This is a genomic window from Pseudomonas oryzihabitans, from assembly GCF_032027545.1.
GTDB lineage: Bacteria > Pseudomonadota > Gammaproteobacteria > Pseudomonadales > Pseudomonadaceae > Chryseomonas > Chryseomonas oryzihabitans_F.
The window spans coordinates 308989-333860 of record NZ_JAVSJB010000004.1 but is presented as its reverse complement, the minus strand read 5'-3'; the positions used below and the strand labels follow the sequence as shown (position 1 = coordinate 333860).

Genomic DNA, 24872 nt, shown 5'->3' with positions numbered 1-24872 from the left:
ACGCGGCCCTGGCAAGGACCTGACCATGCATTTCACCATTCAACGCGAAGCCCTGTTGAAACCGCTGCAGCTGGTGGCCGGTGTCGTGGAACGTCGGCAAACGCTGCCGGTGCTGTCCAACGTACTCCTGGTCGTGGAAGGCCAGCGGCTGTCCCTTACCGGCACCGACCTGGAAGTCGAGCTGGTGGGCCGGGTCGAATTGGAAGAAGCCGCCGAGGCCGGCGAGATCACCGTGCCGGCGCGCAAGCTGATGGACATCTGCAAGAGTCTGCAACCCGATGCGCTGATCGACATCCGCACCGAGGAGCAGAAGCTGCTGATCCGTTCCGGGCGCAGCCGCTTCACCCTGTCGACCCTGCCGGCCAATGACTTCCCCACCGTGGAGGAAGGTCCGGGTTCGCTGAAGTTCAGCATTCCCCAGGGCCGCCTGCGGCGCCTGATCGAGCGCACCGGCTTCGCCATGGCGCAGCAGGACGTCCGCTACTACCTCAATGGCATGCTGCTGGAAGCCAGCACCGGTCGGTTGCGCGCCGTGGCCACCGATGGTCACCGCCTGGCCATGTGCATGCTGGAGGCCGATGTCGAGCAGGCCGAGAAGCACCAGGTCATCGTGCCGCGCAAGGGCATCCTGGAATTGTCGCGCCTGCTCACCGAACCGGAAGAGCCGGTCAATGTGGTCCTGGGTCAGCACCATATCCGTGCCACCACCGGCGACTTCACCTTCACCTCCAAGCTGGTGGACGGCAAGTTTCCCGACTATGAGCGTGTCTTGCCGCGCCATGGCGACAAGCTGGTGCTCGGTGAGCGCCAGCACCTGCGCGAGGCCTTCAGCCGCACTGCCATTCTCTCCAACGAAAAGTACCGGGGCATTCGCCTGCAGCTGGAAAACGGCTTCATGAAGATCCAGGCCAACAACCCGGAGCAGGAAGAGGCCGAGGAAGAACTGCAGGTCGACTACGACGGCGGCAGCCTCGAGATCGGCTTCAACGTCAGCTACCTGCTCGATGTGCTCGGTGTGATGACCACCGACCAGGTACGCATTACCCTGTCCGATTCCAGCAGCAGTGCGCTGTTGCAGGAGGCGGGCAACGACGATTCCTCCTATGTCGTGATGCCGATGCGCCTCTGATCGCCACTCGATGACGCTGATCCGCTTCAACGCCGACCGCCTGCGCAATCTGCAGGCGGTCGCGCTTCAGCCCTCGCCACGGGTGAACCTGCTGCACGGTGCCAACGGCAGCGGCAAGACCAGCCTGCTGGAGGCCATCCACCTCCTGGGCCTGGCCCGCTCCTTTCGTAGCACCAAGCTGGCGCCGGTCATCCAGCACGAGCAGGCCAGTTGCACGGTGTTCGGCCAGGTGCGCCTACCCGGCGGCCAGGACTGCAACCTGGGCATCCAGCGCGAGCGCGGCGGCGACTACCAGATCCGCATCAACGGTGAGAATGCCCGCAGTGCGGCGCAACTGGCTGAGGTGCTGCCGCTGCAGCTGATCAACCCGGACGGCTTTCGGCTGCTCGAAGGTAGTCCCAAGATCCGGCGGCAATTTCTCGACTGGGGCGTGTTCCACGAGGAACCGCGTTTCCTGCCGCTGTGGCAACGCCTGCAAAAGGCGCTCAGGCAGCGAAATCACTGGCTCAGACGTGGTAAAATCGACCCTGCGGCCCAGGCTGCCTGGGATCAGGAGCTGGCCCTGGCCAGCACCGAAATCGATGGTTTTCGCCAGGCCTATATCCAGCGCTTGAAGCCGGAATTCACTGCGGTGCTGGCCGAGCTGATCCAGCTCGATGGCCTGACCCTGAGTTACTACCGCGGCTGGGACCGCGAGCGCGATCTGCGCGAGGTGCTGGCGGACAGCCTGGCGCGGGATCTGCAACTGGGGCATACCCAGGCAGGTCCTCAGCGGGCCGACCTGCGGATTCGTATCGGCAATCACAATGCGGCGGACATCCTGTCGCGCGGCCAGCAGAAGCTGGTGGTGTGCGCACTGCGCATCGCTCAGGGCCGGCTGGTCAACCAGGTCAAGCGAGGCCAGTGCGTCTATCTCATCGACGACCTGCCCTCGGAACTGGACGAGGGACACCGGCTGGCCTTGTGCCGGCTGCTGGAGGCACTGGAGTGCCAAGTCTTCATCACCTGTGTCGAGCGCGAGACGCTACAGGCCGCCTGGCGGCCGGAGACAGAGGTCAGCGTGTTCCACGTGGAACACGGCCATATCAAGCAGACCCACACTAGCGGGAGCCAAGCATGAGCGAGACCAATACCTACGACTCTTCCAGCATCAAGGTGCTGAAGGGACTGGATGCCGTGCGCAAGCGCCCCGGCATGTACATCGGCGACACCGATGACGGCACCGGCCTGCACCACATGGTCTTCGAGGTGGTGGACAACTCCATCGACGAGGCGCTGGCGGGCTTCTGCAGCGAGATCAGCATCACCATCCACATGGACGAGTCCATCACCGTGCGCGACAACGGTCGCGGCATCCCGGTGGATATCCACAAGGAAGAAGGCGTCTCGGCGGCCGAGGTCATCATGACCGTGCTGCACGCCGGCGGTAAGTTCGACGACAACACCTACAAGGTGTCCGGTGGCCTACACGGCGTGGGCGTCTCGGTGGTGAATGCCCTGTCCAAGGAGCTGCGGCTGACCATTCGCCGCGCCGGCCAGGTGTGGGAGCAGGTTTATGTGCATGGCGTGCCCCAGGCGCCGCTGGCGGTGATCGGCGAGACCGACAGCACCGGTACGCAGGTGCACTTCAAGCCGTCGGCCGAGACCTTCAACAACATCCAGTTCAGCTGGGACATCCTGGCCAAGCGGATCCGCGAGCTGTCCTTCCTCAACTCCGGCGTGGGCATCCTCTTGCGTGACGAGCGCACCGGCAAGGAAGAGCTATTCAAGTACGAAGGCGGTCTACGTGCCTTCGTCGATTACCTGAACACCAACAAGAGTGCGGTGAACCAGGTGTTCCACTTCCAGGTGCAGCGCGAAGACGATGGCGTCGGCGTGGAAGTGGCGCTGCAGTGGAACGACAGCTTCAACGAGAACATCCTCTGCTTCACCAACAACATTCCGCAGCGTGATGGCGGTACCCACCTGGCCGGCTTCCGCTCGGCGCTGACGCGTAACCTGAACAACTACATCGAGGCCGAGGGCCTGGCGAAGAAGTTCAAGGTGGCCACCACCGGCGACGATGCCCGCGAAGGCCTGACTGCCATCATCTCGGTCAAGGTGCCGGATCCCAAGTTCTCCTCCCAGACCAAGGACAAGCTGGTCTCCTCCGAGGTGAAGACCGCGGTGGAACAGGAGATGGGCAAGCACTTCTCCGACTTCCTGCTGGAGAATCCCAACGAAGCCAAGGCGGTGGTCGGCAAGATGATCGACGCGGCCCGCGCCCGGGAAGCGGCGCGCAAGGCGCGCGAGATGACCCGCCGCAAGGGCGCCCTGGACATCGCCGGCCTGCCGGGCAAGCTGGCGGACTGCCAGGAGAAGGACCCGGCGCTGTCCGAACTCTACATCGTGGAGGGTGACTCCGCCGGTGGTTCGGCCAAGCAGGGCCGCAACCGGCGCACCCAGGCGATCCTGCCGCTCAAGGGCAAGATCCTCAACGTGGAGAAGGCGCGCTTCGACAAGATGCTTTCCTCCCAGGAGGTGGGCACCCTGATCACCGCGCTGGGCTGTGGCATCGGTCGCGAAGAGTTCAACATCGACAAGCTGCGTTACCACAACATCATCATCATGACCGATGCTGACGTCGACGGCTCGCACATCCGTACCCTGCTGCTGACCTTCTTTTTCCGCCAGATGCCGCTGCTGATCGAGCGGGGCTACATCTACATCGCCCAGCCGCCGCTGTACAAGGTGAAGCGTGGCAAGCAGGAGCAGTACATCAAGGACGACGAGGCGATGGAGGAATACCTGACCCAGACCGCCCTCGAGGAAGCCAGCCTGCACGTCAACGAGAACGCCCCGGGGCTGTCCGGTGTGGAACTCGAGAAGCTGGTGAACAGCTATCGCCAGGTGATGAAGACCTTCAAGCGGCTGTCGCGGCTGTATCCGGCCGATGTCAGTGAACACCTGTTGTACCTGCCCCGCGTGGGCGTGGAGCAGTTGGGCGACGAGGCCGCCATGCGTGAGTGGCTAGCCACTCTCGAGACGCGCCTGAAGGCTGCCGAACGCAATGGCACTACCTACACCCTCAGTCTGCGCGAGGATCGCGAACGTAGCCTGTGGCTGCCGGAGGTCGAGACCCGCGCCCATGGGCTGTCCAGCTACGTCACCTTCAACCGGGATTTCTTCGGCAGCAACGATTACCGCCTGGTAACCGAGCTGGCTGCCCAGCTGGACAACCTGCTGGAAGAAGGTGCCTATGCCAAGCGCGGCGAACGCCGCCGCCCGGTGAGCACCTTCAAGGAAGCCTGGGAATGGCTGATGAACGAAACCAGCAAGAGATTCAATATCCAGCGCTATAAGGGGCTGGGCGAAATGAATCCGGACCAGCTGTGGGAAACCACCATGGATCCGAACGTGCGTCGTATGCTGCAGGTAACCATCGAGGACGCCGTGGCGGCCGATCAGATCTTCAATACCCTCATGGGCGATCATGTGGAGCCGCGCCGCGATTTCATCGAGAGCAATGCTCTGGCGGTGTCCAACCTCGACGTCTGATCGACAACGGTTATGCACAAGCCCCGCCATGCGGGGCTTTTTTGTGGAAAACATTCTGGCCAGAGAGGGCGGCCCTTTCGTTCCCAGGCCGAAGCGCCGCTCATCTTATAGCTAGATGTTTTGTGGATAGTTTTGCTCAGTGTCTTTTGGCGAGTCTGCCGAAAGCGGGTAAAGAGGCCGTGCCATGCGGCATAGAGGCACAGGCTATAACGAGCTGTCCTGTGGATAAGCCTGGGAATAAGCTTGTAGGTACTTGTGGAACGCCATCCGTTCAGAGTAGGCAGCCGCCCACCATGACTCTGCTGAGACAGGGAGAGGCTGTGGATAAGTCTGTGGGCAAACGGAGGAAAACCGGGGGAAGCGCCAGGCCACGGGGGCCTGGCGGTCAGGCGATGCAGCGCTGCGCCTGGCTGGCGTCGGGCTTGGAGGCGAGGGCCTGTTCGATGAAGGCGAAGCAGCGTGCATTGAGGTCGACAATGGCGCGCGGATCCTGACCCTGGGGATAGAGCAGCGGACCGATGCGGACCTTGATGATCCCCGGCGACTTGATCCAGGAGCGATTCGGCCAGTAGGCACCGGCATCGTGGGCGATGGGCAGGATGGGCACGTTGAGGCTGCAGGCCAGGGCTGCGCCGCCGCGGGAGAACTTGCCCATCTGACCGTGATCGATGCGGGTGCCCTGGGGAAAGATCAGCACCCAGCAGCCCTGGGCCAGGTAACGCCCGCCCTGCTCGGTCAACTGCTGCAGGGCCAGCTTGCCGTTGTCGCGGTCGATGGCGATGGGCTTGAGCAGGGAAAAGGCCCAGCCGAAGAAGGGAATCCGCAGCAGTTCGCGCTTGATCACCTGGGAGGTGGGCTCGAACTGGGCAGAAAGGAAGAAGGTCTCCCAGGTACTCTGGTGGTTGGCTACGATCACGCAGGGCTGTGCGGGGACGTTCTCCAGGCCTTCGATTTCGTAGCGGATGCCACAGATCACCTTGGCCAGCCAGACGGCGAAGCCGGTCCAGGCCTTGACCACCAGTCGATAGCGGGCGCGATAGGCCAGGAAGGGGGCGATCAGTAGGCTGACGCAGGACCATAGGATGCCGCTGGTGCCCAGCAGTAGGTAGAACAGCAGGGTACGCAAGAGCCGCATCAGGGCGTTTCCTCCAGCAGGTGATCGGCCACGGCGGCCAGGTCGGCGAAGACCCGGGTGCCCGATGGCAAAGGCTTGGCCAGGCTACGCTCGCCCTTGCCGGTACGTACCAGGTAGGGCGTGCAACCCAGGGCCAGGCCGGCTTCCAGATCGCGCAGGCTGTCGCCCACCACCGGCACGCCGGCCAGGTCGGCGCGACCATAATGGGCGGCGATGGCGCGAAACAGGCCGGGCAGGGGCTTGCGGCAGTCGCACGCCGCTTCCGGACCATGGGGACAGTGCAGGATCAGATCGACCTGACCGCCCTCCTCCGCCAGCAGACGCTGTAGCTTCTCGTGCATGGCCGCCAGGTCGTCTGCCGTGAAGTAACCGCGCGCCAGACCGGACTGGTTGGTGGCCACCGCCACCTGCCAGCCGGCCCGCTTCAGCCGGGCGATGGCCGCGAGGCTGCCGGGCAGCGGTTGCCACTGCTCGGCGCTGCGTACGTAGTCATCGGAATCGACATTGATGACGCCGTCGCGGTCCAGCACGATCAACTTCATGCCTCAGCCCAGCACCGAGATGTCGGCGATGCCGAGGAACAGGCCACGCAGGTGGGCGAGCAGCGCATAGCGATTGGCGCGGACGCGCTCGTCCTCGGCGTTGACCAGGACCTCGTCGAAGAAGGCATCCACCGGCGCCCGCAGGCTGGCCAGACGCTCCAAGGCTTCGCGATAGCGACGGGCTTCGGCCAGGGGCGCGGCATCCCGCTCGGCATCGGCTATGGCGGCGGCGAGGGTGCGCTCGGCGTCGGTCTCGAACAGGGCGGCATCGGCCTGAGCCGCGACCTGGCCTTCGAACTTGCCGAGCAGGTTGGAGACGCGCTTGTTGGCGGCGGCCAGGGCTTCGGCTTCGGGCAGGCGCCGGAAGGCCTGTACGGCCTGGACACGCTGGTCGAAGTCCAGCGCCGAGGCTGGACGCAGGGCCCGCACCGCGAGATAGGCGGCGGTGTCGATGCCTTCGTCTTCGTAACGCGCCCGCAGGCGATCGAAGATGAAGTCCAGTACCTGTTCCTGCAGCCCGGCGGCCTTGACCCTCTCGGCGTAGCCGGCGATGGCGAAGGCGACGGCGGCCGGCAGATCCAGCTCCAGCTGCTTCTCGATGAGGATGCGCAGCACGCCCAGGGCCTGGCGGCGCAGGGCGAAGGGGTCCTTGCTGCCGGTGGGCAGCATGCCGATGCCGAAGATGCCGACCAGGGTGTCGAGCTTGTCGGCCAGGGCCACGGCGGCACCGGTCAAGGTCTGCGGCAGTTCGGCGCCAGCACCGCGCGGCATGTACTGCTCGTTGAGCGCCAGGGCCACGTCATCGGCCTCGCCGCCCTTCCTGGCGTAGTAGTAGCCGGCGATGCCCTGCATCTCGGGGAATTCGCCGACCATCTCGGTGGCCAGGTCGCACTTGGCCAGGATGCCGGCACGGCGGGCGCGCTCGGCATCACCGCCGATGCGCTCGGCGATGAAGGCGGCCAGGGCGGCGACGCGCTGGGCCTTGTCGTAGACGCTGCCGAGCTGAGCCTGGAAGACCACGTTCTTGAGGCGCTCGTTGAAGCTTTCTAGTGGCTGCTTCTGGTCCTGCTTGAAGAAGAATTCGGCGTCGGTGAGACGGGGGCGCACCACCTTCTCGTTGCCGCTGACGATCTGCGCAGGATCCTTGCTTTCCAGGTTGGCCACGGTGATGAAGCGCGGCAGCAGCTTGCCCTGGGCGTCCAGCAGGCAGAAGTACTTCTGGTTGTCCTGCATGGTGGTGATCAGGGCTTCCTGGGGCACCTCGAGAAAGCGTTCCTCGAAGGCGCAGACCAGCGGCACCGGCCATTCCACCAGGGCGGTCACCTCGTCCAGCAACGCCGGCGGCACCACGGCACTGCCCTGCTCCGCCGTGGCCAGTTCGGCCACGCGGGACTCGATCAGCTGGCGGCGCTCGGCGAAGTCGGCCAGGACATGGGCGGCGCGCAGGTCGGCGGCGTAGTTGGCCGGGGCGCTGATGCGTACGGCGTCGGGGTGATGGAAGCGATGGCCGCGGGAGTCACGGCCGGCACGGCGGGTGAGGATCTCGCAGTCGATGACCTCGTCACCCAGCAGCATCACCAGCCACTGGGTCGGCCGGACGAATTCCTCGCGACGGGCGGCCCAGCGCATGCGCTTGGGAATCGGCAGCTCGGCCAGCGACGCCTCGACGATGCCGGGCAGCAGGGTGGCCGCCGGCTGGCCGGGGATGTTCTGGGAAAATCTCAGCTTGGGACCGCTGCGATCGATGGCGCTGATGTCGACGCCACACTTGCGCGCGAAGCCCAGGGCGGCCTGGGTTGGCTGGCCATCGGCGCCAAAGGCGGCTTGGAGCGGCGGACCGTCCAGGTTGACGCTACGCTCGGGCTGCTGGGTCTCGAGCGCTTCGACCAGCACCGCCAGGCGACGTGGCGCGGCATAGGCGCGGGCGCTGGTGTAGCCGAGGCCGGCCTGCTTGAGGCCCTTCTCGATGCCGGCGAGGAAGCTGTCGCCCAGGGTCTTGAGCGCCTTGGGCGGCAGCTCTTCGGTGCCCAGTTCGACCAGGAAATCCAGATGGGTACTCATCATTCGCCCTCCTTGAGCAGCGCCTGGACATCGTCGCGACCCAGGACCTCGTCACGCAGCGCGGGCGTGGCCAGGGGGAAGCCCAGGCGGGCACGGGCCTTGAAGTAGCCCTGGGCGACGCTACGCGCCAGGGTACGTACACGTAGGATGTAGCGCTGGCGTTCGGTCACCGAGATGGCGCGGCGGGCGTCCAGCAGGTTGAAGGTGTGGGAGGCCTTGAGCACCATCTCGTAGGTGGGCAGCGGCAGGTCCAGGGCGATCAGGCGATTGGCCTCGGACTCATAGAAGTCGAACAGCTCGAACAGTTTGGCCACGTTGGCGTGCTCGAAGTTGTAGGTGCTCTGCTCCACTTCGTTCTGGTGGAAGACGTCGCCGTAGGTGACGGTACCGAAGGGGCCGTCGGCCCAGATCAGGTCATAGACCGAGTCCACGCCCTGCAGGTACATGGCCAGGCGCTCCAGGCCATAGGTGATCTCGCCGGTCACCGGATAGCACTCCAGGCCCCCCGCCTGCTGGAAGTAGGTGAACTGGGTGACTTCCATGCCGTTGAGCCAGACCTCCCAGCCCAGACCCCAGGCGCCCAGGGTGGGCGATTCCCAGTTGTCCTCGACGAAGCGCACGTCGTGCACCAGCGGGTCCAGGCCGATGGCGGCCAGGGAGCCCAGGTAGAGTTCCTGGAAGTTGTCCGGATTGGGCTTCAGGACCACCTGGAACTGGTAGTAGTGCTGCAGGCGGTTGGGGTTCTCGCCGTAGCGGCCATCGGTGGGACGGCGGCTGGGCTGCACATAGGCGGCGTTCCAGGTCTCGGGACCGATGGCGCGCAGGAAGGTGGCGGTGTGGAAGGTACCGGCGCCGACTTCCATATCATAGGGCTGGAGTACCACGCAGCCCTGCTCGGCCCAGTATTGCTGCAAGGCCAGGATCAAGTCTTGGAAGGTGCGCACGGTGGGCTTGGACTGGCTCACGAAAAATACCCGTTCGGCTGCGACGAAAAGCCGGGGAGTATAGCCGAAAGCCGGGGGTGACCGCATGGGCTCGTAGGCCTCCCCGGCGGTATTTGGCACCTGCAGGGGCCGCTGGTCGTAGGAGCGGCCCACGGCCGCGATCACAGGGTATTAACCGAGAAAATCCACGCTACCAGGTTAGGCACGTATCGCGGCCATGGGCCGCTCCTACGAGGTCCGGTGGGCCTGTCGTCTCCTCTGCCGGGCAATTGCGCTAAGGTGAGGCCTCCCTCCTCGACCGAGCCGTCGTCATGCCGCGTTGTTTCTGGTGCACCGCCGATCCGCTGTACATCGACTACCACGACCGCGAATGGGGCACCCCCCAGCACGATTCAGCGGTGCTCTTCGAATTCATCTTGCTGGAAGGCTTCCAGGCGGGCCTGTCGTGGATCACCATCCTCAAGAAGCGCGAACGCTATCGTGAGGTGCTGCACGGCTTCGATCCCACGCGGCTGGCCCAGCTCAGCGATGCGGAGATCGAAGACCTCATGCAGGACCCGGGCATCATCCGCAATCGCGCCAAGCTGCGCGCCGCCCGGCAGAACGCCCAGGCCTGGCTGCGGCTGGAAGATCCCGCTGGCTGGCTGTGGTCTTTCGTCGGCGGCGTGCCGAAGATCAACCATTTCCGCGATCGCAGCGAGGTCCCGGCCATCACCGCGGAGGCCGAGGCCATGAGCAAGGCGCTCAGGAAAGCCGGTTTCACCTTCGTCGGCCCGACCATCTGCTATGCCTTCATGCAGGCCATGGGACTGGTAATGGACCACACCCTCGATTGCGACCGTCATGCAGAACTGGCCCACTCGTCGGCATAGGCGCATGAATAGCTGAATGTATAGTCGTCAACCTTGGCGAACCTTACGTTTTCTTAACATTTCCGCGGCCTGGAGACGGTAAACTGTCGGAGTATTCAGACAGGAGCCGATCTTTTGGAAAGATTCAAAGGCGCGCTGATGATCGCCTTCCTGCGCCTTTTCGCGCTGCTGCCCTGGCCCCTGGTGCAGCGCTTGGGTGGATTCATCGGCTGGTGCATGTGGAAGCTGCCGACCCGCGCCAGCAAGGTCACCCGCATCAACCTCGCCCGCTGTTTTCCCGAACTCGATCCCGCCGGCCTGGAACGGCTGTCGCGCGAGTGCCTGCGCGGCATTGGCAAGACCCTGACCGAGAGCGCCTGCGCCTGGATCTGGTCGCCCCAGCGCTCGTTGCGCCTGGTGCGCGAGGTGGAAGGAATGGACGTGCTGCAGGAAGCCCTGGCCTCGGGCGATGGCGTGGTGGGCATCACCAGCCACCTGGGCAACTGGGAGTTGCTCAACCACTTCTACTGCTCCCACGCCAAGCCGATCATCTTCTACCGGCCGCCCAAGCTGAAGGCGGTTGACGAGTTGCTCAAGCGCCAGCGGGTACAGCTGGGCAACCGGGTGGCGCCGTCCACGCCGGAAGGCATCATCAGCGTGATCAAGGAAGTCCGTCGCGGCGGCGCCGTGGGCATCCCGGCCGATCCCGAGCCGAGTCGCAGCGCCGGCCTCTTCGTGCCCTTCCTGGGTACCACGGCCCTGACCAGCAAGTTCGTCCCCTCGCTACTGGCCCGCGGCAAGGCGCGTGGGGTGTTCTTCCACGCGGTGCGCCTGGAGGATGGCAGCGGCTACAAGGTGATTCTGGAGGCGGCGCCCCTGGCCATGTACGACCCGGACCCGGAAGTGTCGGTCGCGGCCATGAGTGAGATGCTGGCCGGCTACGTACGCCGCTACCCCACCCAGTACATGTGGAGCATGAAGAGGTTCAAGAATCGCCCGGATGGCGAGGCGAAGTGGTACTGAGTTGCTGGCGGCAGGCCGACTGATCGCTCGGCTGCCCGCCGGGACCGTTCGGTCGGTGCGGGGCTGACAGCCGCCGGGCTTTGCCGGAAGCTGCGACGATCCAAGGAAGCGCCTAGCCAGGGAGTCAGGCGATGAATTCGCGCGACCAACGCCAGCATACCCGTACCCCTCTCAAGTGCCGGCTCTGGATCGCCTATCCGGATGGCGAGATCGTGGGCGAGACGCGCGACCTGTCCGACGGCGGCGTCTATGTGGTGCATCCCGAGCTGGCCCGACTGGCGCGGGGTACCCGGGTCATCGGACAGGTGCTCGACTTGCCGATGGAGGCGCCCAAGGTGACCATGGAAGTCATGCGCACCGATGGTCAGGGCGCGGGTCTCAGATTCCTGCGCGATCAGGACTGAATACGGCGCGCCAGGCGCCTGAGGAACACCGTCATTTCCTTTTCGGCTTGCTTGTCGCCCTTGGCCTGGGCGGCATTCAGCCCCTGGGTCCAGGCCGCCTCGGCCGCGGTCAGATCGCCCAGGCCTTCGTGGGCCTTGCCCAGCAGTTTCCACGCCGCCGAATACGCCGGATCGAATTCCACGCAGCGTGCCAGGTGCGTGACAGCCCGCCCTGGCTCTCCGGCATCCAGATAGCCCTTGCCCAGGCCGAATCTAAGCAGGGCATTGTCTTGGCCACGGGCGAGCATGTTTTCCAGGGATTCGAGCATGGCGGGTTCCGATAGGCAGATGAGGAAGGTTGATGCGAGCCCTTAGAGCCTGTTCAAAGTCTGCTGCGCGTCGGCCAAACGGCGTCAAAAATGGCCTGGAAGGCCAGCCCCACCTGGGCGGCCCCGTCGAAATGCGCATTTACCACTCGTAAACCCGAGCGCGGGTCCGATCCGCTTCCTCAGCCATTTGATTCGCTGGCGCTCACCCTACGGGCCAGCCGTTGGCTGTTACTCCCGTTGGTACTCCCGTTGGTCGTTGCGCCTTGTTTGTCTCTAGCTCGCGAGACGTTGAACAGGCTCTTAGGCCGGACATTCTGCCTGGCGCGGTGGCGGACTGGCGAGCCGGCGTCCAGGTGCCATATATCCGGTGGACGGTCGAGTTGGTCCGGAATAGTCCATTTCCTGGCAATGTGTGATGGCTTTCACCTTAAGCTGTTCGATCTTTCGGCGTTCAGGATGGCCGCAGGATCTAGATGAAACTCTTTTCTTCCTCCAGCCGCAAACTCGTGCGCGATGGCGCTTGCGTCGTCTATCCGCAGCGTGCGCGGGGTTCGCTGTTACTGCTGGTAGCGAGCTGCCTGGCGACCTTTGCCCTAGGCTGCTGGTTCGGCGGGCGACTACCGATGGACGACCCGGCGGTTGCGCCGGTCGCGTTGCCAGTGAGTGCCACGAGCGAGCCACCGGCCCTGGAGCGGATGGGGACGCTGGTCGGCCGACTGCAATCCCTGGAAGCCGACACCCAGGCCTTGCAGCGCATGCTGGAACAGAACCAGACCTTGCGCGACCAGGTGACGGCGGTCGATCCCTCGCTGTTGCCCGCGCTACTCGCGGAGCCCCAGGCCCACGGCGCCCAAGGCGGCGCCTGGCTGCCTCCCCGCTCCTGCAATGCCAGCGCGGCCGGCGAGGGCCTGCACATGCGGATGCTCGGCACCAGCGAGCAGGTAGCGCTGTGCCTGCGCCAGCAGCTGGATCTGCTGCTGAACCGGGTGGCCAGTCGCAATGCCGCGTTGATGGCGGTTCCCTCCCAGCGGCCGGTGGACCAGGCACGCCTAGGCTCCTTGTTCGGCAATCGGGTCGATCCGTTCAATGGTCACCTGGCCTTCCATTCCGGCGTCGACTTCGCCGCGCCCACCGGTACCCAGGTACGGGCCGCTGCGGGCGGCCGGGTCCAGGCCACGGGCGCCCTGGGCGGCTATGGCTATCGGGTTGAGGTCGACCACGGCAATGGCCTGGTTACCCGCTATGCCCACCTGAGTCGCACTTTCGTCAAGGAAGGCCAGGTGGTCACGCCCGGACAGCTCCTGGGCGCCGTCGGCTCCACCGGGCGCTCCACCGGGCCGCACCTGCATTTCGAGATCCTGCGCGACGGTCAGTTCGTCGATCCCCAGCGCTTTCTCGCCCTAGGCCAGCTGGAGCGTGACAGCGATGGCCCGGCGCGCGACTAGTCGGTCGTCGAGCCGGGACCTGCTGCGTGGCGAGGTGCGCCTGGAGCTGGGCCCACGGCGGCGCCTGCTGGCGCGGCTGGGACTCGGCCTGCTCCTGTTGCTGCCCCTGGTACTGCTGGCCGTCGGCTACCGGCTCCAGCTGGCGCACCAGGCCGAACTGCAGCAGTTACAGGTCGAGAATCGGCGGTTGAGCGACAGCCTGGCGCAGCGGGCGCTGGATCTGCAGCTGGGCACGGCCACCGAGCGCCAGTTGACCGAGCGCAACGCCGCCTTGCTAACGCAGATCGAGCGTCTGAGCGCGGAGCTGGCCTTCTTCCGCCGCCAGAATCAGAAACCCTAGTCGGAGAGCAGCACGGATGTTCAACAGAAAGAAGGCGGCCCCCCGCCCCGCGGTGAATGGCTTTTCCAGCCTCATCGCCGACAACCTGTCGATCCAGGGTGATCTGGAATTCAGCGAGGGCCTGAAGGTGGATGGCCGGGTTCGGGGCAGCATCAGCTTCAAGGCCGGCACCACCAGCCTGCTGGCGATCAGCGCCAACGGCGTGGTGGAAGGCAACGTGAGCAGCTATGACGCCCTGATCGACGGCACCATCGTCGGCGATCTGCGGGTCGAGCACCTGCTCGAACTGCATTCCAATGCCCGGGTACGCGGCAACATCACCTACCGCCAGCTGAGCATGGAGAATGGCGCGGTGGTGGATGGCATTCTGCGACGCCTCGACGAAGAGGCAGCGGTGTTGGAACTGCCCAAGCCGGAAACGCCGGCGCAGTTGCCGCAGCCGGCTGCCCAGGCGAAGAAAGGTCCATCGGACGCGAGTGAGCCGCCACTACCGCCGGCGCTTAGCGAGCAATCTTGATCAGCTTGGCGTAGTAGAAGCCGTCGTGGCCTTCGGGCTGCGGCAGCAGCTGGCGGCCATGGGGCTGGGCCAGGCCCCAGGGCGCGGGGATGTCCAGCTCGCGGGCGCCGGGGGTGCGGGCGAGGAAGGCGGCGAGATTGTCGCTGTTCTCGTCGGGCAATACCGAACAGGTGGCGTAGACCAGGATGCCGCCCACCTCCAGCGTCGGCCAGAGGGCGTCCAGCAATTCGGCCTGCAGTTGCACCAGGGGCGCGATGTCGCTGGCCTGGCGGGTCAGCTTGATGTCCGGATGACGGCGGATCACCCCAGTGGCGCTGCAGGGCGCGTCCAGCAGGATGCGCTGGAAGGGCGTGCCGTCCCACCAATCGGCCACGGCGCGGCCATCGGCGGCCAGGGTACGGGCGGTGAGCCCCAGCCGGGCGAGATTCTGCTGGACCCGCTCCAGGCGGCTGGCATCGGCGTCCAGCGCCACTACCTCGGCCAGTTCCGGTTCGCGCTCCAGCAGATGGCAGGTCTTGCCGCCGGGCGCGGCGCAGGCGTCCAGCACTCGCTGGCCGGGCGCCAGCTCCAGCAGCTCGGCGGCCAGCTGGGCGGCTTCGTCCTGCACGCTCAAGCGACCCACGGCGAAGCCCGGCAGGGCAGTGACGTCCTGGGGCTCTAGCAGGCGGATGCCATCGGCACTGAAGGCGCAGGGCACGGCCTCGATGCCGGCGGCGGCCAAGTCGGCCAGATAGGCATCGCGACTGCCCTGGCGCCGATTGACCCGCAGGATCAGTGGCGGATGCAGGTTATTGGCGGTGGCGATGGCTTCCCACTGTTCCGGCCAGCGCGCCTTTAGCGTCTTTTGCAGCCAGCGCGGATGGGCCAGGCGCGCAGCGGGATCATGCTCCAGGGCCGGCAGCAGGCTGTCGTATTCGCGCTGGGCACGACGCAGCACGGCGTTGAGCAGGCCCTTGGCCGAGGATTTCTTCAGCTTGTCGACGCAGCCCACCGTTTCGCCGATGGCGGCGTGGGCCGGGATGCGGGTGTGGAACAGCTGGTAGAGACCGATCAGCAGCAGGGCTTCGAGATCCCGGTCGCCGGGCTTGAACGGCTTCTGCAGCAACTTCTCCGCCAGCAGTGACAGCCGCGGTTGCCAGCGGGCGGTACCGAAGGCCAGGTCCTGGGCCAGGGCGCGGTCGCGCGGTTCGACCTTGGCCAGTTGCTCGGGCAGGCTGCTGCCCAGGGAGGCACGACCGGCGAGGACCGCCGCCAGGGCGCGGGTCGCCGCCAGCCGCGGATTCATAGGCCCAGCACCTGGCCGGGGGCGAAGCGCTCGCGGCGGGCGTTGTAGAGGTCGGCGAAGCCCAGCGGCTTGCCACCGGGCAATTGCAGCCGGGTCAGGCGCAGGGCGCCTTCGCCGCAGGCCACCAGCAGGCCGTGGCGATCGGCATCCAGCACCATGCCAGGGACGCCCTGCCCTTCGGCCAGTTCCGCGGACCAGACCTTGAGCGGTTCGCCGGCCAGGGCGGTGTGGCACAGCGGCCAGGGATCGAAGGCCCGGATGCGGCGTTCCAGTTCCGCGGCCGGACGTTCCCAGTCGAGCCGCGCCTCGTCCTTGTTCAGCTTGTGGGCATAGGTGGCCAGGTTGTCGTCCTGCACCTCGCCTGCCAGGCTGCCATCGGCCAGCCCCGGCAGGGCCTGGACCACAGCGGCCGCGCCCAGGGCGGCCAGGCGGTCATGCAGGCTGCCGCCGGTGTCTTCGGCAGTGAGGGGCGTGATGACCTTGCTCAGCATCGGCCCGGTATCCAGGCCGGCTTCCATGCGCATCACGGTGACCCCGGATTCGGCATCGCCGGCTTCCAGCGCGCGCTGGATGGGCGCCGCGCCGCGCCAGCGCGGCAGCAGCGAGGCATGGCTGTTGATGCAGCCCAGGCGGGGGATGTCCAGCACCACCTGGGGCAGGATCAGGCCGTAGGCCACCACCACCAGCAGGTCGGGCTCAAGCGCCGCCAGGGTGGCCTGGGCGGCAGGATCGCGCAGGGTCGGCGGCTGCTGCACGGGGATGCCGTGGGCCAGCGCCAGCTGCTTGACCGGACTCATGGCCAGCTTCTGGCCGCGCCCGGCGGGGCGGTCCGGTTGGGTGTAGACGGCGGCGATGGGATAGCCGGCGTCGATTAGCGCCTGCAGGTGCACGGCGGCGAATTCCGGGGTTCCGGCGAAGACGAGGCGAAGGGATCTGGACATGGCGGACCTGGCGGAAAGGGCGAGCGGCGGACGCCGGTCATGCCGTCCGCCAGGGCGATCAGGCCTTGTGGCGCTGCTGCTTTTCGAGCTTCTTCTTGATGCGGTCGCGCTTGAGCGGCGACAGGTAGTCGACGAACAGCTTGCCGTCGAGGTGGTCGATCTCGTGCTGGATGCACACCGCCAGGAGGCCGTCGCACTCCAGCTCGAAGGGCTTGCCGTCGCGATCCAGGGCTTTCACCCGGACGCGTTCGGGGCGGCAGACCTTCTCGTAGAAACCGGGAATCGACAGGCAGCCTTCCTGATACTCGCCCAGCTCCTGGGTGAGAGGTTCGGCTTCCGGGTTGATGAAGACCAGCGGTTCGCTCTTGTCTTCGCTGACGTCGATCACTACCAGGCGACGATGGACGTTGACCTGGGTGGCGGCGAGGCCGATGCCGGGCGCTTCGTACATGGTCTCGAACATGTCGTCGATGGTCTGGCGCAGGGCGTCGTCGACCGTGTCGATGGGCTTGGCGACGGTGCGCAGGCGGGGATCGGGAAATTCGAGGATGTCTAGGATCGCCATGGCGTTGAGGGCACTTGTGGAATACAGTCAAGGGGCGCTGCTAAGATGCGGCAGCGTTGCATCCACCAGGCTCGGGCTGGACCCGGAGGGCGGATGACGTCGGTCGACGGGGCTTTGGCGACTGCGCTGCCCGGCGCCGATGAAGGTGGCGATCAGGGCACGACAGGGGCGATTCCCCGACGTTTGCGTGAAGACGGTTCTTCAAGGCTCAGAGTGTAAAGGGATTCGGCGCATGAGGAAATCTTTGTTCGCCCTGCTGGTGGTTGCAGCGGGCGCCCTGCAGTCGGCGTATGCAGCTGTAACCCTGCGCCAGGATCATCCAGAAAGCTACACGGTGGTGCGCGGCGATACGCTCTGGGACATCTCCGGCAAGTTCCTGAGCAAACCCTGGGAATGGCCCGAGATCTGGCAGGCCAACCCGCAGATCAAGAATCCCCATCTCATCTATCCCGGCGATACCCTGGTGCTGAGTTACGTCGACGGCCAACCGCGCCTGCAGCTCAACCGCGGGGCCTCGCGCGGCACGGTCAAGCTGTCGCCCACGGTGCGCAGCACACCCATCGCCGAAGCCATCCCGACCATTCCGCTGGAAGCGGTGAACAGCTTCCTGCTGCAGAACCGCGCCTTCGATGCGGCGGAACAGTTCCAGACGGCGCCCTATGTGGTGGCCGGCAACGCCGAGCGCGTGGTGAGTGGCGCCGGCGATCGCATCTACGTGCGCGGCAAGCTGCAGCCGGGTGTCTCGGCCTTCGGCATCTACCGCCAGGGCAAGACCTACGTCGATCCCAAGACCGGCGCCTTCCTCGGCATCAATGGCGACTTCATCGGCAGCGCCGACCTGGTCGCCCAGGAGGGTGACATCAGTACCCTCAAGCTGACGCGCACCAATCAGGAGGTGCGCCTCGGCGACCGACTCTTCCCTACCGAAGAGCGGCTGGTGAACTCCACCTTCATGCCCAGCGCCCCGGCGCGCGACATCGCCGGGTTGATCCTCGATGTGCCTCGCGGCGTCACCCAGGTCGGCCAGTTCGACGTGGTGACCCTCAACAAGGGTGCCCGCGATGGCCTTACCGAGGGCAACGTGCTGGCAGTGTACAAGACCGGCGAGACGGTACGTGACCGCATCACTGGCGAGTCGGTGAAGATCCCCGACGAGCGCGCCGGCCTGCTCATGGTGTTCCGCACCTACGACAAGATCAGCTACGGCCTGATCCTGACCGCCACCCGCCAGTTGGAGCTGATGGATAAGGTGCGCAACCCTTAGAACCTGCTCAACCCCGGTCGCCAGGAGGGCGGCCGCCGACCTTCAAGGACGATCCCATGGCCAGCCTCTCCCCCGCCGAGCAGGAAGCTCGGCTCCGTCTGCATGCCCTGCCGGAAATCGGCGCCGTGCGCCAGCGCCTGCTGCTGGACGCCTTCGGCAGCGCTGCCGCGGCCCTCAGTGCCCCGGCATCCGCCTGGCGTGCCCTAGGCCTCCCGGCGGTGGCCGCCGACGCCCGCCGCAGTGCCGGAACCCGTGAACGCGCCGCCCGGGCCCTGGCCTGGCTCGAGGCGCCCGGGCGTCATCTACTCTGCCTGGGCGAAGACCGCTATCCGGCGTTGCTCGGCGAGATCGCCGATCCGCCGCCGCTGCTGTTCGTCGAGGGACGACTCGCCGCGCTGGAGCAACCCCAACTGGCCCTGGTCGGCAGCCGCCAGGCCAGCGCCCAGGGCCTGGACAACGCCCGGCGCTTCGCCCACAGCCTGGCCGCTGCCGGCTTCTGCGTGACCAGTGGGCTGGCGCTGGGCATCGATGGCGCGGCGCACCAGGGGGCACTCGACGCCGGGGGCGCCACCGTGGCCGTCTTGGGGACTGGTCTGCTGCAGCTCTATCCCCGGCGCCACCTGGGCCTGGCCCGGCGCCTGTTGGCCGCAGGCGGAGCCCTGGTCTCCGAACTGCCGCTGGACTGCACGCCCCAGGCGGCCAACTTTCCCCGGCGCAATCGCATCATCAGCGGCCTCAGCCTGGGCACCCTGGTGGTGGAGGCCAGTCCGTCCAGCGGCTCCTTGATCACCGCGCGGCTGGCTGCCGAACAGGGCCGCGAGGTATTCGCCCTGCCCGGCTCCATCCATCATCCGGGCGCGCGCGGCTGTCATCAGCTGATCCGTGAGGGCGCGCAACTGGTGGAGAGCGTGGAGCACATCCTCGACGCCCTGCGTGGCTGGCAAGCCCTGCCGGTGACCGCGGCGCCGGCCCCCGTCGCGGACGATCCCCTGCTGCGCCATCTCGCCGCCGGTCCGCTGAACAGCGAGGAGCTGGCGCAGCTCAGCGGCCAGCCGCTGCCCGAGGTACTGGCGCGCCTGACCGAGCTGGAGCTGGAGGGCCGGGTGGCAGCGCTGCACGGCAGCTGGACGCGCCTCGGCTGAGAGCCCGTTCAAAGTCCGCTGCGCGTCGGCCAAACGGCGTTGAAAATGGCCTGGAAGGCCAGCCCCGCCTAGGCGGCCCCGTGGGAATGCTCATTTACCACTTGTACACCCGAGCGCGGGTCCGATCCGCTTCCTCAGGTATTTTCGCGGGGCCGCCTGGGCCTTGTTTGGCTCTAGCCCGCGAGACTTTGCACAGGCTCTGAGCGGACGACTAGCATCGCGGCGGCGCTCGGGTAGACTTCAGGGATTTGGCGGAGGCAAGGCGATGCACAACAGCTGGCGAGTGCGACAGGCGGCGCGGATCGTACGCGAGGGGGGGGTGCTGGCCTATCCCACCGAGGCCGTCTGGGGCCTGGGTTGCGATCCCTGGGACCAGGCCGCGGTCTATCGCCTGCTGATGCTCAAGCGGCGGCCGCTGGAGAAGGGACTGATCCTGGTCGCCGACAACATCCGTCAGTTCGACTTCCTGCTCCACGACCTGCCGGAGGAATCCCTGGCCAAGCTGGCCAGCACCTGGCCGGGACCGAATACCTGGCTGGTACCCCATCACAACCGCCTGCCCGGCTGGGTCACCGGGGCCCACGCCACGGTGGCGCTGCGGGTCTCCGAGCATCCGCTGGTGGGCGAACTCTGCGCCCTCACCGGGCCGCTGATCTCCACCTCGGCCAATCCGGCCGGTCGGCCGGCGGCGCGCTCGCGGTTGCGCGTCCAGCAGTACTTCCCGGGTACCCTGGACGGCATCCTCACCGGTGAATTGGGTGGGCGCAAGAATCCCAGCGTCATCCGCGACCTGGTCACGGGCGAGGTGTTCCGGCCTTAGCAGTCAGTCCAGCAATTGGCGCAGCAGTCGCGCCAGAGCGTCGATCTGGAACGGCTTGGCCAGCGACGGCTCGCCGTTCGGGGTCGGGCGCTCGGCATGGCCACTGACGAACAGGACCGGCAGGCTGGGCCAGCGCTCGCGCAGCCGGGCCGCCAGTTCGCCGCCATCCAGATCGGGCAGGCCGACGTCGGTGATCAGCAGGTCGTAGCGCAGGTCACCGTCGACCAGCGCGAGTGCCGCCGAGGCGGTGGCCGCCGTGCGCACGCGATAGCCCAACTCGCTGAGCATCTCCCGCAGTAGCAGCCGCACCGAGGCGTCGTCTTCCACCAGCAGCAGGCGTTCGCCACGACTCTGGGCGACGGCTGCCTGGGGTTCGTCGGCCGGTGCCTGGCTGACCGGCTCGGCGCAGGGTAGCCAGAGGTTGACACGGGTGCCGGCGCCAAGGGCGCTCTCCAGGCTGACGTGACCGCCCGACTGCTTGATGAAGCCATAGAGCATGGACAGGCCCAGGCCGGTGCCCTGGCCGATGGGCTTGGTGGTGAAGAAGGGATCGAAGGCGCGGTCCACCACCTCGGCCGGCATGCCGCTGCCGGTGTCGGCGATGGTCAGGCGCACGTAGTCGCCAGCGGGTAGCTCGTGCTCGGCGGCCAGCTCGTCGAGGTGCTCGAGGGCGGTTTCCAGGGCCAGGCGACCGCCTTCGGGCATGGCGTCGCGAGCGTTGATCACCAGGTTCAGCAGGGCGTTCTCCAACTGGTTGGTGTCGGTCCGGGCCGGCGGCAGATGGGGCGCGAGGCTGCTGCGCAGGCTGATGCGCTCGCCCAGGGTGCGCTGGAACAGCTCTTCCAGGGACAGGATCAGGGCGTTGACGTCCACCGGACGCGGGTCCAGGGTCTGCCGGCGGGCGAAGGCCAGCAGCCGATGGGTCAAGGCTGCGGCGCGGGTGGCGGATTGCTCGGCGGTGTCCAGGTAGCGCTGCAGGTTGTCGTGCCGGCCCTGGTCCAGGCGCCGCCTGAGCAATTCCAGGGAGCCGCTGATACCGGTGAGCAGGTTGTTGAAGTCGTGGGCGATACCGCCAGTGAGATGGCCGATGGCTTCCATCTTCTGCGCCTGGCGCAGCGCCGCCTCGGCATTCTGCAGGGCCAGGGAAGCCTCGTGCTCGGTGGTGATGTCGCGGCCGAAGACGTAGATGCGGCCGTCGTGATCGGCGGTGGCCTTCCACATCATGTGCCGCCAGTGACCGTCGCGGGTACGCAGGCGACCGGGCAGGTCGCTGAGCACCTCGCCCTGGCGCAAGGCGGCCAGCCGGGGGAACACCGGAGCGTCGTCGGGATGTTCCAGCGCCGTGGGCGGCTGATGCCGCAGTTCCTCGTCGTCCCAGCCCAGGGCACGACCCCAGGCCGGGTTGCGGCTCAGCCAGCGCTGGCCCTGGATCACCCCGAGCAGGTCGTCGGCCACCCGCCACATGCGATCACGCTCCACCGTGCGCTCGTGGACGCGCTGCTCCAGCAACTCGGCCAAACGACGCAGGCGGTGCTCGGCCATGCGGATCTCGCTGACGTCGGTGTGGACGCCCACCCATTCGCGCACCACCCCGCCCTCGCGCACCGGCAGGGCGCGGACGCTGAAGGTGCGCCACTGGCCGTCGCGGCAGCGCAGCCGGTGTTCGTCATGGAAATCCAGCTGCTGCTGCACGGCCAGGCGCCAGCGCCGCAGGGTGCGAGGGGCGTCGTCGGGATGCACGGCGTCGACCCAGCCTTCCTGCTGGTACTGGGCGTAGCTCTGCCCGGTGAGGGTGCTCCAGGCGTGTTGCTCACCCAGGAGGTGGCCATTGGCATTGGTCGTCCAGACCACCCCCTGTACCGCTTCCACGGCGTTGCGGAAGCGCTGGTTGGATAGGTGCAGCGCGGCCTCGGCTCGCTTGCGCTGAGTGAGGTCGACCACCACCAGGCTCACCGACAGCGGCTGGCCGACCTCCGATTGCAGGGGCGAGCCGTGCAGGCTGACCCAGACCACCGAGCCGTCCGGGCGCTCGAAGCGCTGGTCCAGCTTGAAGCTCTCGCCACGCTGGCGCAGCACGTCGAGGCTGTGTTCGAGGGCGGCACGGTCGTCCGGATGGGTCTGGGCCTGCAGGGTCTGCTCCAGCACCCCGACCTCGTTACGGCCAAGCAGCTCGCAATAGCGCCGGTTGGCCAGCAGCAGGCGGCCGTGGGCGTCGGTCTGGCAGATGCCCACGGTTGCCTGGTTGATCAGGCTGGCCAGGCGCGCGCTGTGTTCGCGCAGGGCGTTTTCCGCGTCGACCCGCTGCTGGACGTCGTCGAACAGGGTGACCGAGGCGATCACCTCGCCGCTGGCCGAGCGCACGGGCGCGCTGGACACCTCCAGCAGGCGGATACTGCCGTCCGGGCGGCGATAGCGCATCAACTCGGGCGGTACCGCTTGGCCACTGCGCAGCACCCGCACGGTGGGATAGTCGTCCACCGCATAGGGCTGGCCGTTGTCGTGCAGGGCTCCCACCGCCTGGTAGCGCTGGTCCAGCGTCTCCCCTTCCGGGCATTTGCCGAGCAGCACGCTGACGCGGTCGTTGAGCATCACTGCCTTCTCGCTGCCCGCCTCGGTGATGGAGATACCGAGGGGCGCCTGTTGCAGCACACTGGCCAGCAGGCCTTGCTCCAGCGACAGGCGTTGCTCGAGCTGGCGGACCTGCTCCTGCTGGCGCTGGCGTTCGACCAGGGCGGCGAGCAGCAGGGCCAACTGGTCGAGCAGCAGGCGGGTATCGGCGTCCACCGCGGCACTGCCCAGTTGCAGATAGCCCAGGGGTTGCGCCGCCGGGCCAAGCCCGAGCCGCAGACCATCCGGGGGCAGATCCCCGGTCTCGGCACCCAGCAGCAGTCGCGCCTGGGGATCGTTGGCCAGCTCGCGTAGCGCCTGGGTGGCGCAGAGACGCAGGGCGGCCAGATCCGGGGTACCGCTGAGCCGGCGTGACCACTCGCCCAAGGCCTGCAGGCGTTGCGGCAGATCCCGTTCGGCGCCCCGCCAGGTGGCGAAGCGGCTCCGACTCGGTGGCGCTTGCCAGACGTGCAGCAACCAGCCCACGGTGACGGTCGCCCGCCGCAGGGGCACCAGGTGCAGGTCGAGACGGACCAACTGGCCATCCCGATGACGCAGGCCCTGGGCTTGGCAGCGCTCCAGCAGCGCCAGCCACTGGTCGGCGGGCGGCTCTGGCACCAGCAGGCCGACGATGGCTTCACCGAGCTTGTCCTCGACCGTCCAGCCGAGCAGTCGGGCGACCTCCGGACACCACTGCGCGATCCGACCCTCGGCGGTCAGGGTGATCAGCGCCGTGTCCGTGGCGGTGTCGAGCAGGCTGGCGAGGGGGCTGGAAATAGGCATGGCAAGAGCAGCGATCCGGCCGAGTCGTGGCAAGGCGTCGAGTTCGAAGCGACTCGACTGTCCGAGATAGACCGACGTTTACCCCTGACGTGCCGCTTTGCTAGCGGAAACTTAATGGCCGTCACGATTTCCTCCTGCGGGGTCGCCAATGACGGCCTACTACCGGGTCAGGGCAGGAGGATGGTCGAGCCGCTGGTCTCCCGCCCCGACAGCGCCCGGTGCGCCTCCTGCACCTCGGCCAGCGGGTAGCGTCGGCCGATGTCCACCTGGATGCGGCCATCGGTGATCAGCTCGAACAACTGGTCGGCCATGTCCTGCAGCGCCTCGGGCGAGGCGGCGTAGGTGGCCAGGGTCGGCCGGGTGACGTAGAGCGAACCCTTCTGCGACAGGATCCCCAGGTTGACCCCGGTGACCGCGCCGGAGGCGTTGCCGAAGCTGACCATGAGACCACGCGGGGCCAGGCAGTCCAGCGACATCTCCCAGGTATCCTTGCCGACGCCGTCGTAGACCACCGGTACCTTGGCGCCGTCGGTCAATTCGCGGACCCGCGCCGGCACGTCTTCCTGGCGGTAGTCGATCACCGCCCAGGCCCCCAGGGCCTTGGCCTTCTCCAGCTTTTCCGGCGAGCCGGCGGTGCCGATCAGGCGCACGCCCAGGGCCTTGGCCCACTGGCAGGCCAGGGAGCCGACGCCGCCGGCCGCGGCGTGGAACAGTACCGTGTCGCCGGCCTGCAGCGGATAGGTCTGGCGCAACAGGTACTGCACGGTCAGCCCCTTGAGCATGGCCGCGGCGCCCTGCTCGAAGGACACCGCCTCCGGCAGGTGCACCAGATGGCGCTCGGGCAGCACATGGACCTCGCCATAGGCGCCCAGCGGACCGGTGGCATAGGCCACGCGGTCGCCGGCCTTGAACCGGCTGACGGCGCTGCCCACCGCCTCCACCACCCCGGCACCCTCGGTACCCAGGCCCGAAGGTAGCGAGGGCGGCGGATAGAGGCCGCTGCGGTAGTAGGTCTCGATGAAGTTGAGGCCGATGGCGTGGTTGCGCACCCGCACCTCGTCGGGGCCGGGTGCGGCGGGTTCGACATCCACGAGTTCGAGTACTTCGGGACCACCGGTGCGGCTGAACTGGATGCGCTGGGCCATGTTGTCGTTTTCCTGGTTGGCGTGGTCCTTCATCCAAGCCGCAACCGCGCGCCGCGTCAACCGCATGGATACGGGTGTTATGCT

At 66.9% G+C, this 24872-nt stretch carries 21 protein-coding genes and 3 pseudogenes; 12 read left to right on the top strand and 12 right to left on the bottom strand.

The window, feature by feature from the left end; translation table 11 throughout:
- Nucleotides 1-25 precede the first annotated feature (25 nt).
- Genes dnaN through gyrB form a run of 3 tightly spaced genes read left to right on the top strand, consistent with a single transcriptional unit; the run spans nt 26 to nt 4666 of the window.
- Nucleotides 26-1129 carry a DNA polymerase III subunit beta gene (dnaN, locus tag RND78_RS08870; protein ID WP_058761357.1) on the top strand — a complete coding sequence of 368 codons (1104 nt, stop codon included), beginning with the start codon at nt 26-28 and terminating at the stop codon, nt 1127-1129.
- 10 nt (nt 1130-1139) lie between these two features.
- Complete coding sequence (recF, locus tag RND78_RS08865; RefSeq protein ID WP_312727853.1) at nt 1140-2249, top strand: DNA replication/repair protein RecF; 1110 nt, start codon at nt 1140-1142, stop codon at nt 2247-2249.
- A complete protein-coding gene (gene gyrB, locus RND78_RS08860) occupies nt 2246-4666 on the top strand; it encodes a DNA topoisomerase (ATP-hydrolyzing) subunit B (protein ID WP_312727852.1) in 2421 nt (806 codons plus the stop codon). Before recF ends, gyrB begins: the two co-directional genes overlap by 4 nt.
- A 385-nt stretch (nt 4667-5051) precedes the next feature.
- On the opposite strand, the gene RND78_RS08855 is transcribed toward gyrB, so the two are convergent.
- Genes RND78_RS08855 through glyQ form a run of 4 tightly spaced genes read right to left on the bottom strand, consistent with a single transcriptional unit; the run spans nt 5052 to nt 9369 of the window.
- The gene (locus RND78_RS08855) at nt 5052-5801 is read right to left on the bottom strand and encodes a lysophospholipid acyltransferase family protein (protein WP_312727851.1); all 750 of its coding nucleotides are present in this window, start codon (nt 5799-5801) and stop codon (nt 5052-5054) included.
- Entirely contained in the window at nt 5801-6343 is a 543-nt protein-coding gene (gmhB, locus tag RND78_RS08850; protein WP_312727849.1) for a D-glycero-beta-D-manno-heptose 1,7-bisphosphate 7-phosphatase, read from the bottom strand. The genes RND78_RS08855 and gmhB overlap by 1 nt, the downstream gene beginning before the upstream one ends.
- Nucleotides 6344-6346: 3 nt before the next feature.
- Nucleotides 6347-8404: a glycine--tRNA ligase subunit beta gene (glyS, locus tag RND78_RS08845; protein WP_312728117.1), complete on the bottom strand. Its 2058-nt coding sequence runs from the start codon at nt 8402-8404 to the stop codon at nt 6347-6349.
- The gene (gene glyQ / locus RND78_RS08840; RefSeq protein WP_312727848.1) at nt 8404-9369 is read right to left on the bottom strand and encodes a glycine--tRNA ligase subunit alpha; all 966 of its coding nucleotides are present in this window, start codon (nt 9367-9369) and stop codon (nt 8404-8406) included. Before glyQ ends, glyS begins: the two co-directional genes overlap by 1 nt.
- A 290-nt stretch (nt 9370-9659) precedes the next feature.
- Here glyQ and RND78_RS08835 point away from each other — a divergent pair, with 290 nt between their 5' ends.
- The 3 genes from RND78_RS08835 to RND78_RS08825 all read left to right on the top strand — a co-directional run bounded on the left by RND78_RS08835 (nt 9660) and on the right by RND78_RS08825 (nt 11626).
- Nucleotides 9660-10220 carry a DNA-3-methyladenine glycosylase I gene (locus tag RND78_RS08835; protein ID WP_312727847.1) on the top strand — a complete coding sequence of 187 codons (561 nt, stop codon included), beginning with the start codon at nt 9660-9662 and terminating at the stop codon, nt 10218-10220.
- A gap of 114 nt (nt 10221-10334) precedes the next feature.
- Nucleotides 10335-11222: a lysophospholipid acyltransferase gene (locus RND78_RS08830; RefSeq protein ID WP_312727845.1), complete on the top strand. Its 888-nt coding sequence runs from the start codon at nt 10335-10337 to the stop codon at nt 11220-11222.
- A gap of 131 nt (nt 11223-11353) precedes the next feature.
- Nucleotides 11354-11626, top strand: coding sequence for a PilZ domain-containing protein (locus tag RND78_RS08825; protein WP_312727843.1), 273 nt, complete (start codon nt 11354-11356; stop codon nt 11624-11626).
- Here RND78_RS08825 and RND78_RS08820 read toward each other — a convergent pair.
- Entirely contained in the window at nt 11617-11934 is a 318-nt protein-coding gene (locus RND78_RS08820) for a tetratricopeptide repeat protein (protein ID WP_312727841.1), read from the bottom strand. The two genes, RND78_RS08825 and RND78_RS08820, sit on opposite strands and share 10 nt — an antisense overlap.
- A 473-nt stretch (nt 11935-12407) precedes the next feature.
- On the opposite strand from RND78_RS08820, the gene RND78_RS08815 reads away from it, so the two are divergent.
- Genes RND78_RS08815 through RND78_RS08805 form a run of 3 tightly spaced genes read left to right on the top strand, consistent with a single transcriptional unit; the run spans nt 12408 to nt 14236 of the window.
- Complete coding sequence (locus tag RND78_RS08815; RefSeq protein ID WP_312727839.1) at nt 12408-13379, top strand: M23 family metallopeptidase; 972 nt, start codon at nt 12408-12410, stop codon at nt 13377-13379.
- Nucleotides 13360-13719 (top strand): hypothetical protein, encoded by a 360-nt coding sequence (locus RND78_RS08810; RefSeq protein ID WP_312727837.1) that lies wholly within the window; start codon nt 13360-13362, stop codon nt 13717-13719. The genes RND78_RS08815 and RND78_RS08810 overlap by 20 nt, the downstream gene beginning before the upstream one ends.
- Nucleotides 13720-13735: 16 nt before the next feature.
- Complete coding sequence (locus RND78_RS08805) at nt 13736-14236, top strand: polymer-forming cytoskeletal protein (RefSeq protein ID WP_312727836.1); 501 nt, start codon at nt 13736-13738, stop codon at nt 14234-14236.
- On the opposite strand, the gene rsmB is transcribed toward RND78_RS08805, so the two are convergent.
- From rsmB to def, 3 genes are read right to left on the bottom strand one after another with little or no spacing between them, the layout of a single operon-like run.
- Nucleotides 14220-15521 (bottom strand): 16S rRNA (cytosine(967)-C(5))-methyltransferase RsmB, encoded by a 1302-nt coding sequence (rsmB, locus tag RND78_RS08800; RefSeq protein ID WP_312727835.1) that lies wholly within the window; start codon nt 15519-15521, stop codon nt 14220-14222. The two genes, RND78_RS08805 and rsmB, sit on opposite strands and share 17 nt — an antisense overlap.
- Entirely contained in the window at nt 15518-16462 is a 945-nt protein-coding gene (gene fmt / locus RND78_RS08795) for a methionyl-tRNA formyltransferase (RefSeq protein ID WP_312727834.1), read from the bottom strand. The genes rsmB and fmt overlap by 4 nt, the downstream gene beginning before the upstream one ends.
- 58 nt (nt 16463-16520) lie before the next feature.
- Nucleotides 16521-17027 carry a peptide deformylase gene (def, locus tag RND78_RS08790; protein ID WP_007160149.1) on the bottom strand — a complete coding sequence of 169 codons (507 nt, stop codon included), beginning with the start codon at nt 17025-17027 and terminating at the stop codon, nt 16521-16523.
- 232 nt (nt 17028-17259) lie between these two features.
- On the opposite strand from def, the gene RND78_RS08785 reads away from it, so the two are divergent.
- From RND78_RS08785 to RND78_RS08775, 3 genes are all read left to right on the top strand, one after another.
- Nucleotides 17260-18291: a LysM peptidoglycan-binding domain-containing protein gene (locus RND78_RS08785; RefSeq protein WP_312727832.1), complete on the top strand. Its 1032-nt coding sequence runs from the start codon at nt 17260-17262 to the stop codon at nt 18289-18291.
- Between the two features lie 56 nt (nt 18292-18347).
- Nucleotides 18348-19433, top strand: coding sequence for a DNA-processing protein DprA (gene dprA / locus RND78_RS08780; RefSeq protein ID WP_312727830.1), 1086 nt, complete (start codon nt 18348-18350; stop codon nt 19431-19433).
- Nucleotides 19434-19698: 265 nt separating this feature from the next.
- Nucleotides 19699-20253, top strand: coding sequence for a Sua5/YciO/YrdC/YwlC family protein (locus RND78_RS08775; protein WP_312727829.1), 555 nt, complete (start codon nt 19699-19701; stop codon nt 20251-20253).
- A gap of 3 nt (nt 20254-20256) precedes the next feature.
- Here RND78_RS08775 and RND78_RS28245 read toward each other — a convergent pair.
- From RND78_RS28245 to RND78_RS08765, 4 genes and pseudogenes are all read right to left on the bottom strand, one after another.
- Nucleotides 20257-20574: pseudogene (locus RND78_RS28245) on the bottom strand (response regulator); the annotation flags it as partial.
- 144 nt (nt 20575-20718) lie between these two features.
- Nucleotides 20719-21126 (bottom strand): annotated as a pseudogene (locus RND78_RS28240) (ATP-binding protein); the annotation flags it as partial.
- A 30-nt stretch (nt 21127-21156) separates the two neighbouring features.
- Nucleotides 21157-22671: pseudogene (locus tag RND78_RS28235) on the bottom strand (PAS domain S-box protein); the annotation flags it as partial.
- 1139 nt (nt 22672-23810) lie between these two features.
- Entirely contained in the window at nt 23811-24788 is a 978-nt protein-coding gene (locus RND78_RS08765) for an NADPH:quinone reductase (RefSeq protein ID WP_312728115.1), read from the bottom strand.
- Between the last annotated feature and the right edge of the window lie 84 nt (nt 24789-24872).

Bases quoted from the DNA above. Each gene is read 5' to 3' on its own strand.
- glyS (WP_312728117.1), bottom strand. From the start codon at position 8,404: ATGAGTACCCATCTGGATTTCCTGGTCGAACTGGGCACCGAAGAGCTG.
- dprA (WP_312727830.1), top strand. From the start codon at position 18,348: ATGGCCAGCCTCTCCCCCGCCGAGCAGGAAGCTCGGCTCCGTCTGCAT.
- RND78_RS08805 (WP_312727836.1), top strand. From the start codon at position 13,736: ATGTTCAACAGAAAGAAGGCGGCCCCCCGCCCCGCGGTGAATGGCTTT.
- RND78_RS08775 (WP_312727829.1), top strand. From the start codon at position 19,699: ATGCACAACAGCTGGCGAGTGCGACAGGCGGCGCGGATCGTACGCGAG.
- RND78_RS08825 (WP_312727843.1), top strand. From the start codon at position 11,354: ATGAATTCGCGCGACCAACGCCAGCATACCCGTACCCCTCTCAAGTGC.
- gmhB (WP_312727849.1), bottom strand. From the start codon at position 6,343: ATGAAGTTGATCGTGCTGGACCGCGACGGCGTCATCAATGTCGATTCC.
- fmt (WP_312727834.1), bottom strand. From the start codon at position 16,462: ATGTCCAGATCCCTTCGCCTCGTCTTCGCCGGAACCCCGGAATTCGCC.
- rsmB (WP_312727835.1), bottom strand. From the start codon at position 15,521: ATGAATCCGCGGCTGGCGGCGACCCGCGCCCTGGCGGCGGTCCTCGCC.
- RND78_RS08785 (WP_312727832.1), top strand. From the start codon at position 17,260: ATGAGGAAATCTTTGTTCGCCCTGCTGGTGGTTGCAGCGGGCGCCCTG.
- gyrB (WP_312727852.1), top strand. From the start codon at position 2,246: ATGAGCGAGACCAATACCTACGACTCTTCCAGCATCAAGGTGCTGAAG.
- dnaN (WP_058761357.1), top strand. From the start codon at position 26: ATGCATTTCACCATTCAACGCGAAGCCCTGTTGAAACCGCTGCAGCTG.
- recF (WP_312727853.1), top strand. From the start codon at position 1,140: ATGACGCTGATCCGCTTCAACGCCGACCGCCTGCGCAATCTGCAGGCG.
- RND78_RS08820 (WP_312727841.1), bottom strand. From the start codon at position 11,934: ATGCTCGAATCCCTGGAAAACATGCTCGCCCGTGGCCAAGACAATGCC.
- RND78_RS08815 (WP_312727839.1), top strand. From the start codon at position 12,408: ATGAAACTCTTTTCTTCCTCCAGCCGCAAACTCGTGCGCGATGGCGCT.
- RND78_RS08810 (WP_312727837.1), top strand. From the start codon at position 13,360: ATGGCCCGGCGCGCGACTAGTCGGTCGTCGAGCCGGGACCTGCTGCGT.
- RND78_RS08765 (WP_312728115.1), bottom strand. From the start codon at position 24,788: ATGGCCCAGCGCATCCAGTTCAGCCGCACCGGTGGTCCCGAAGTACTC.
- RND78_RS08835 (WP_312727847.1), top strand. From the start codon at position 9,660: ATGCCGCGTTGTTTCTGGTGCACCGCCGATCCGCTGTACATCGACTAC.
- RND78_RS08855 (WP_312727851.1), bottom strand. From the start codon at position 5,801: ATGCGGCTCTTGCGTACCCTGCTGTTCTACCTACTGCTGGGCACCAGC.
- def (WP_007160149.1), bottom strand. From the start codon at position 17,027: ATGGCGATCCTAGACATCCTCGAATTTCCCGATCCCCGCCTGCGCACC.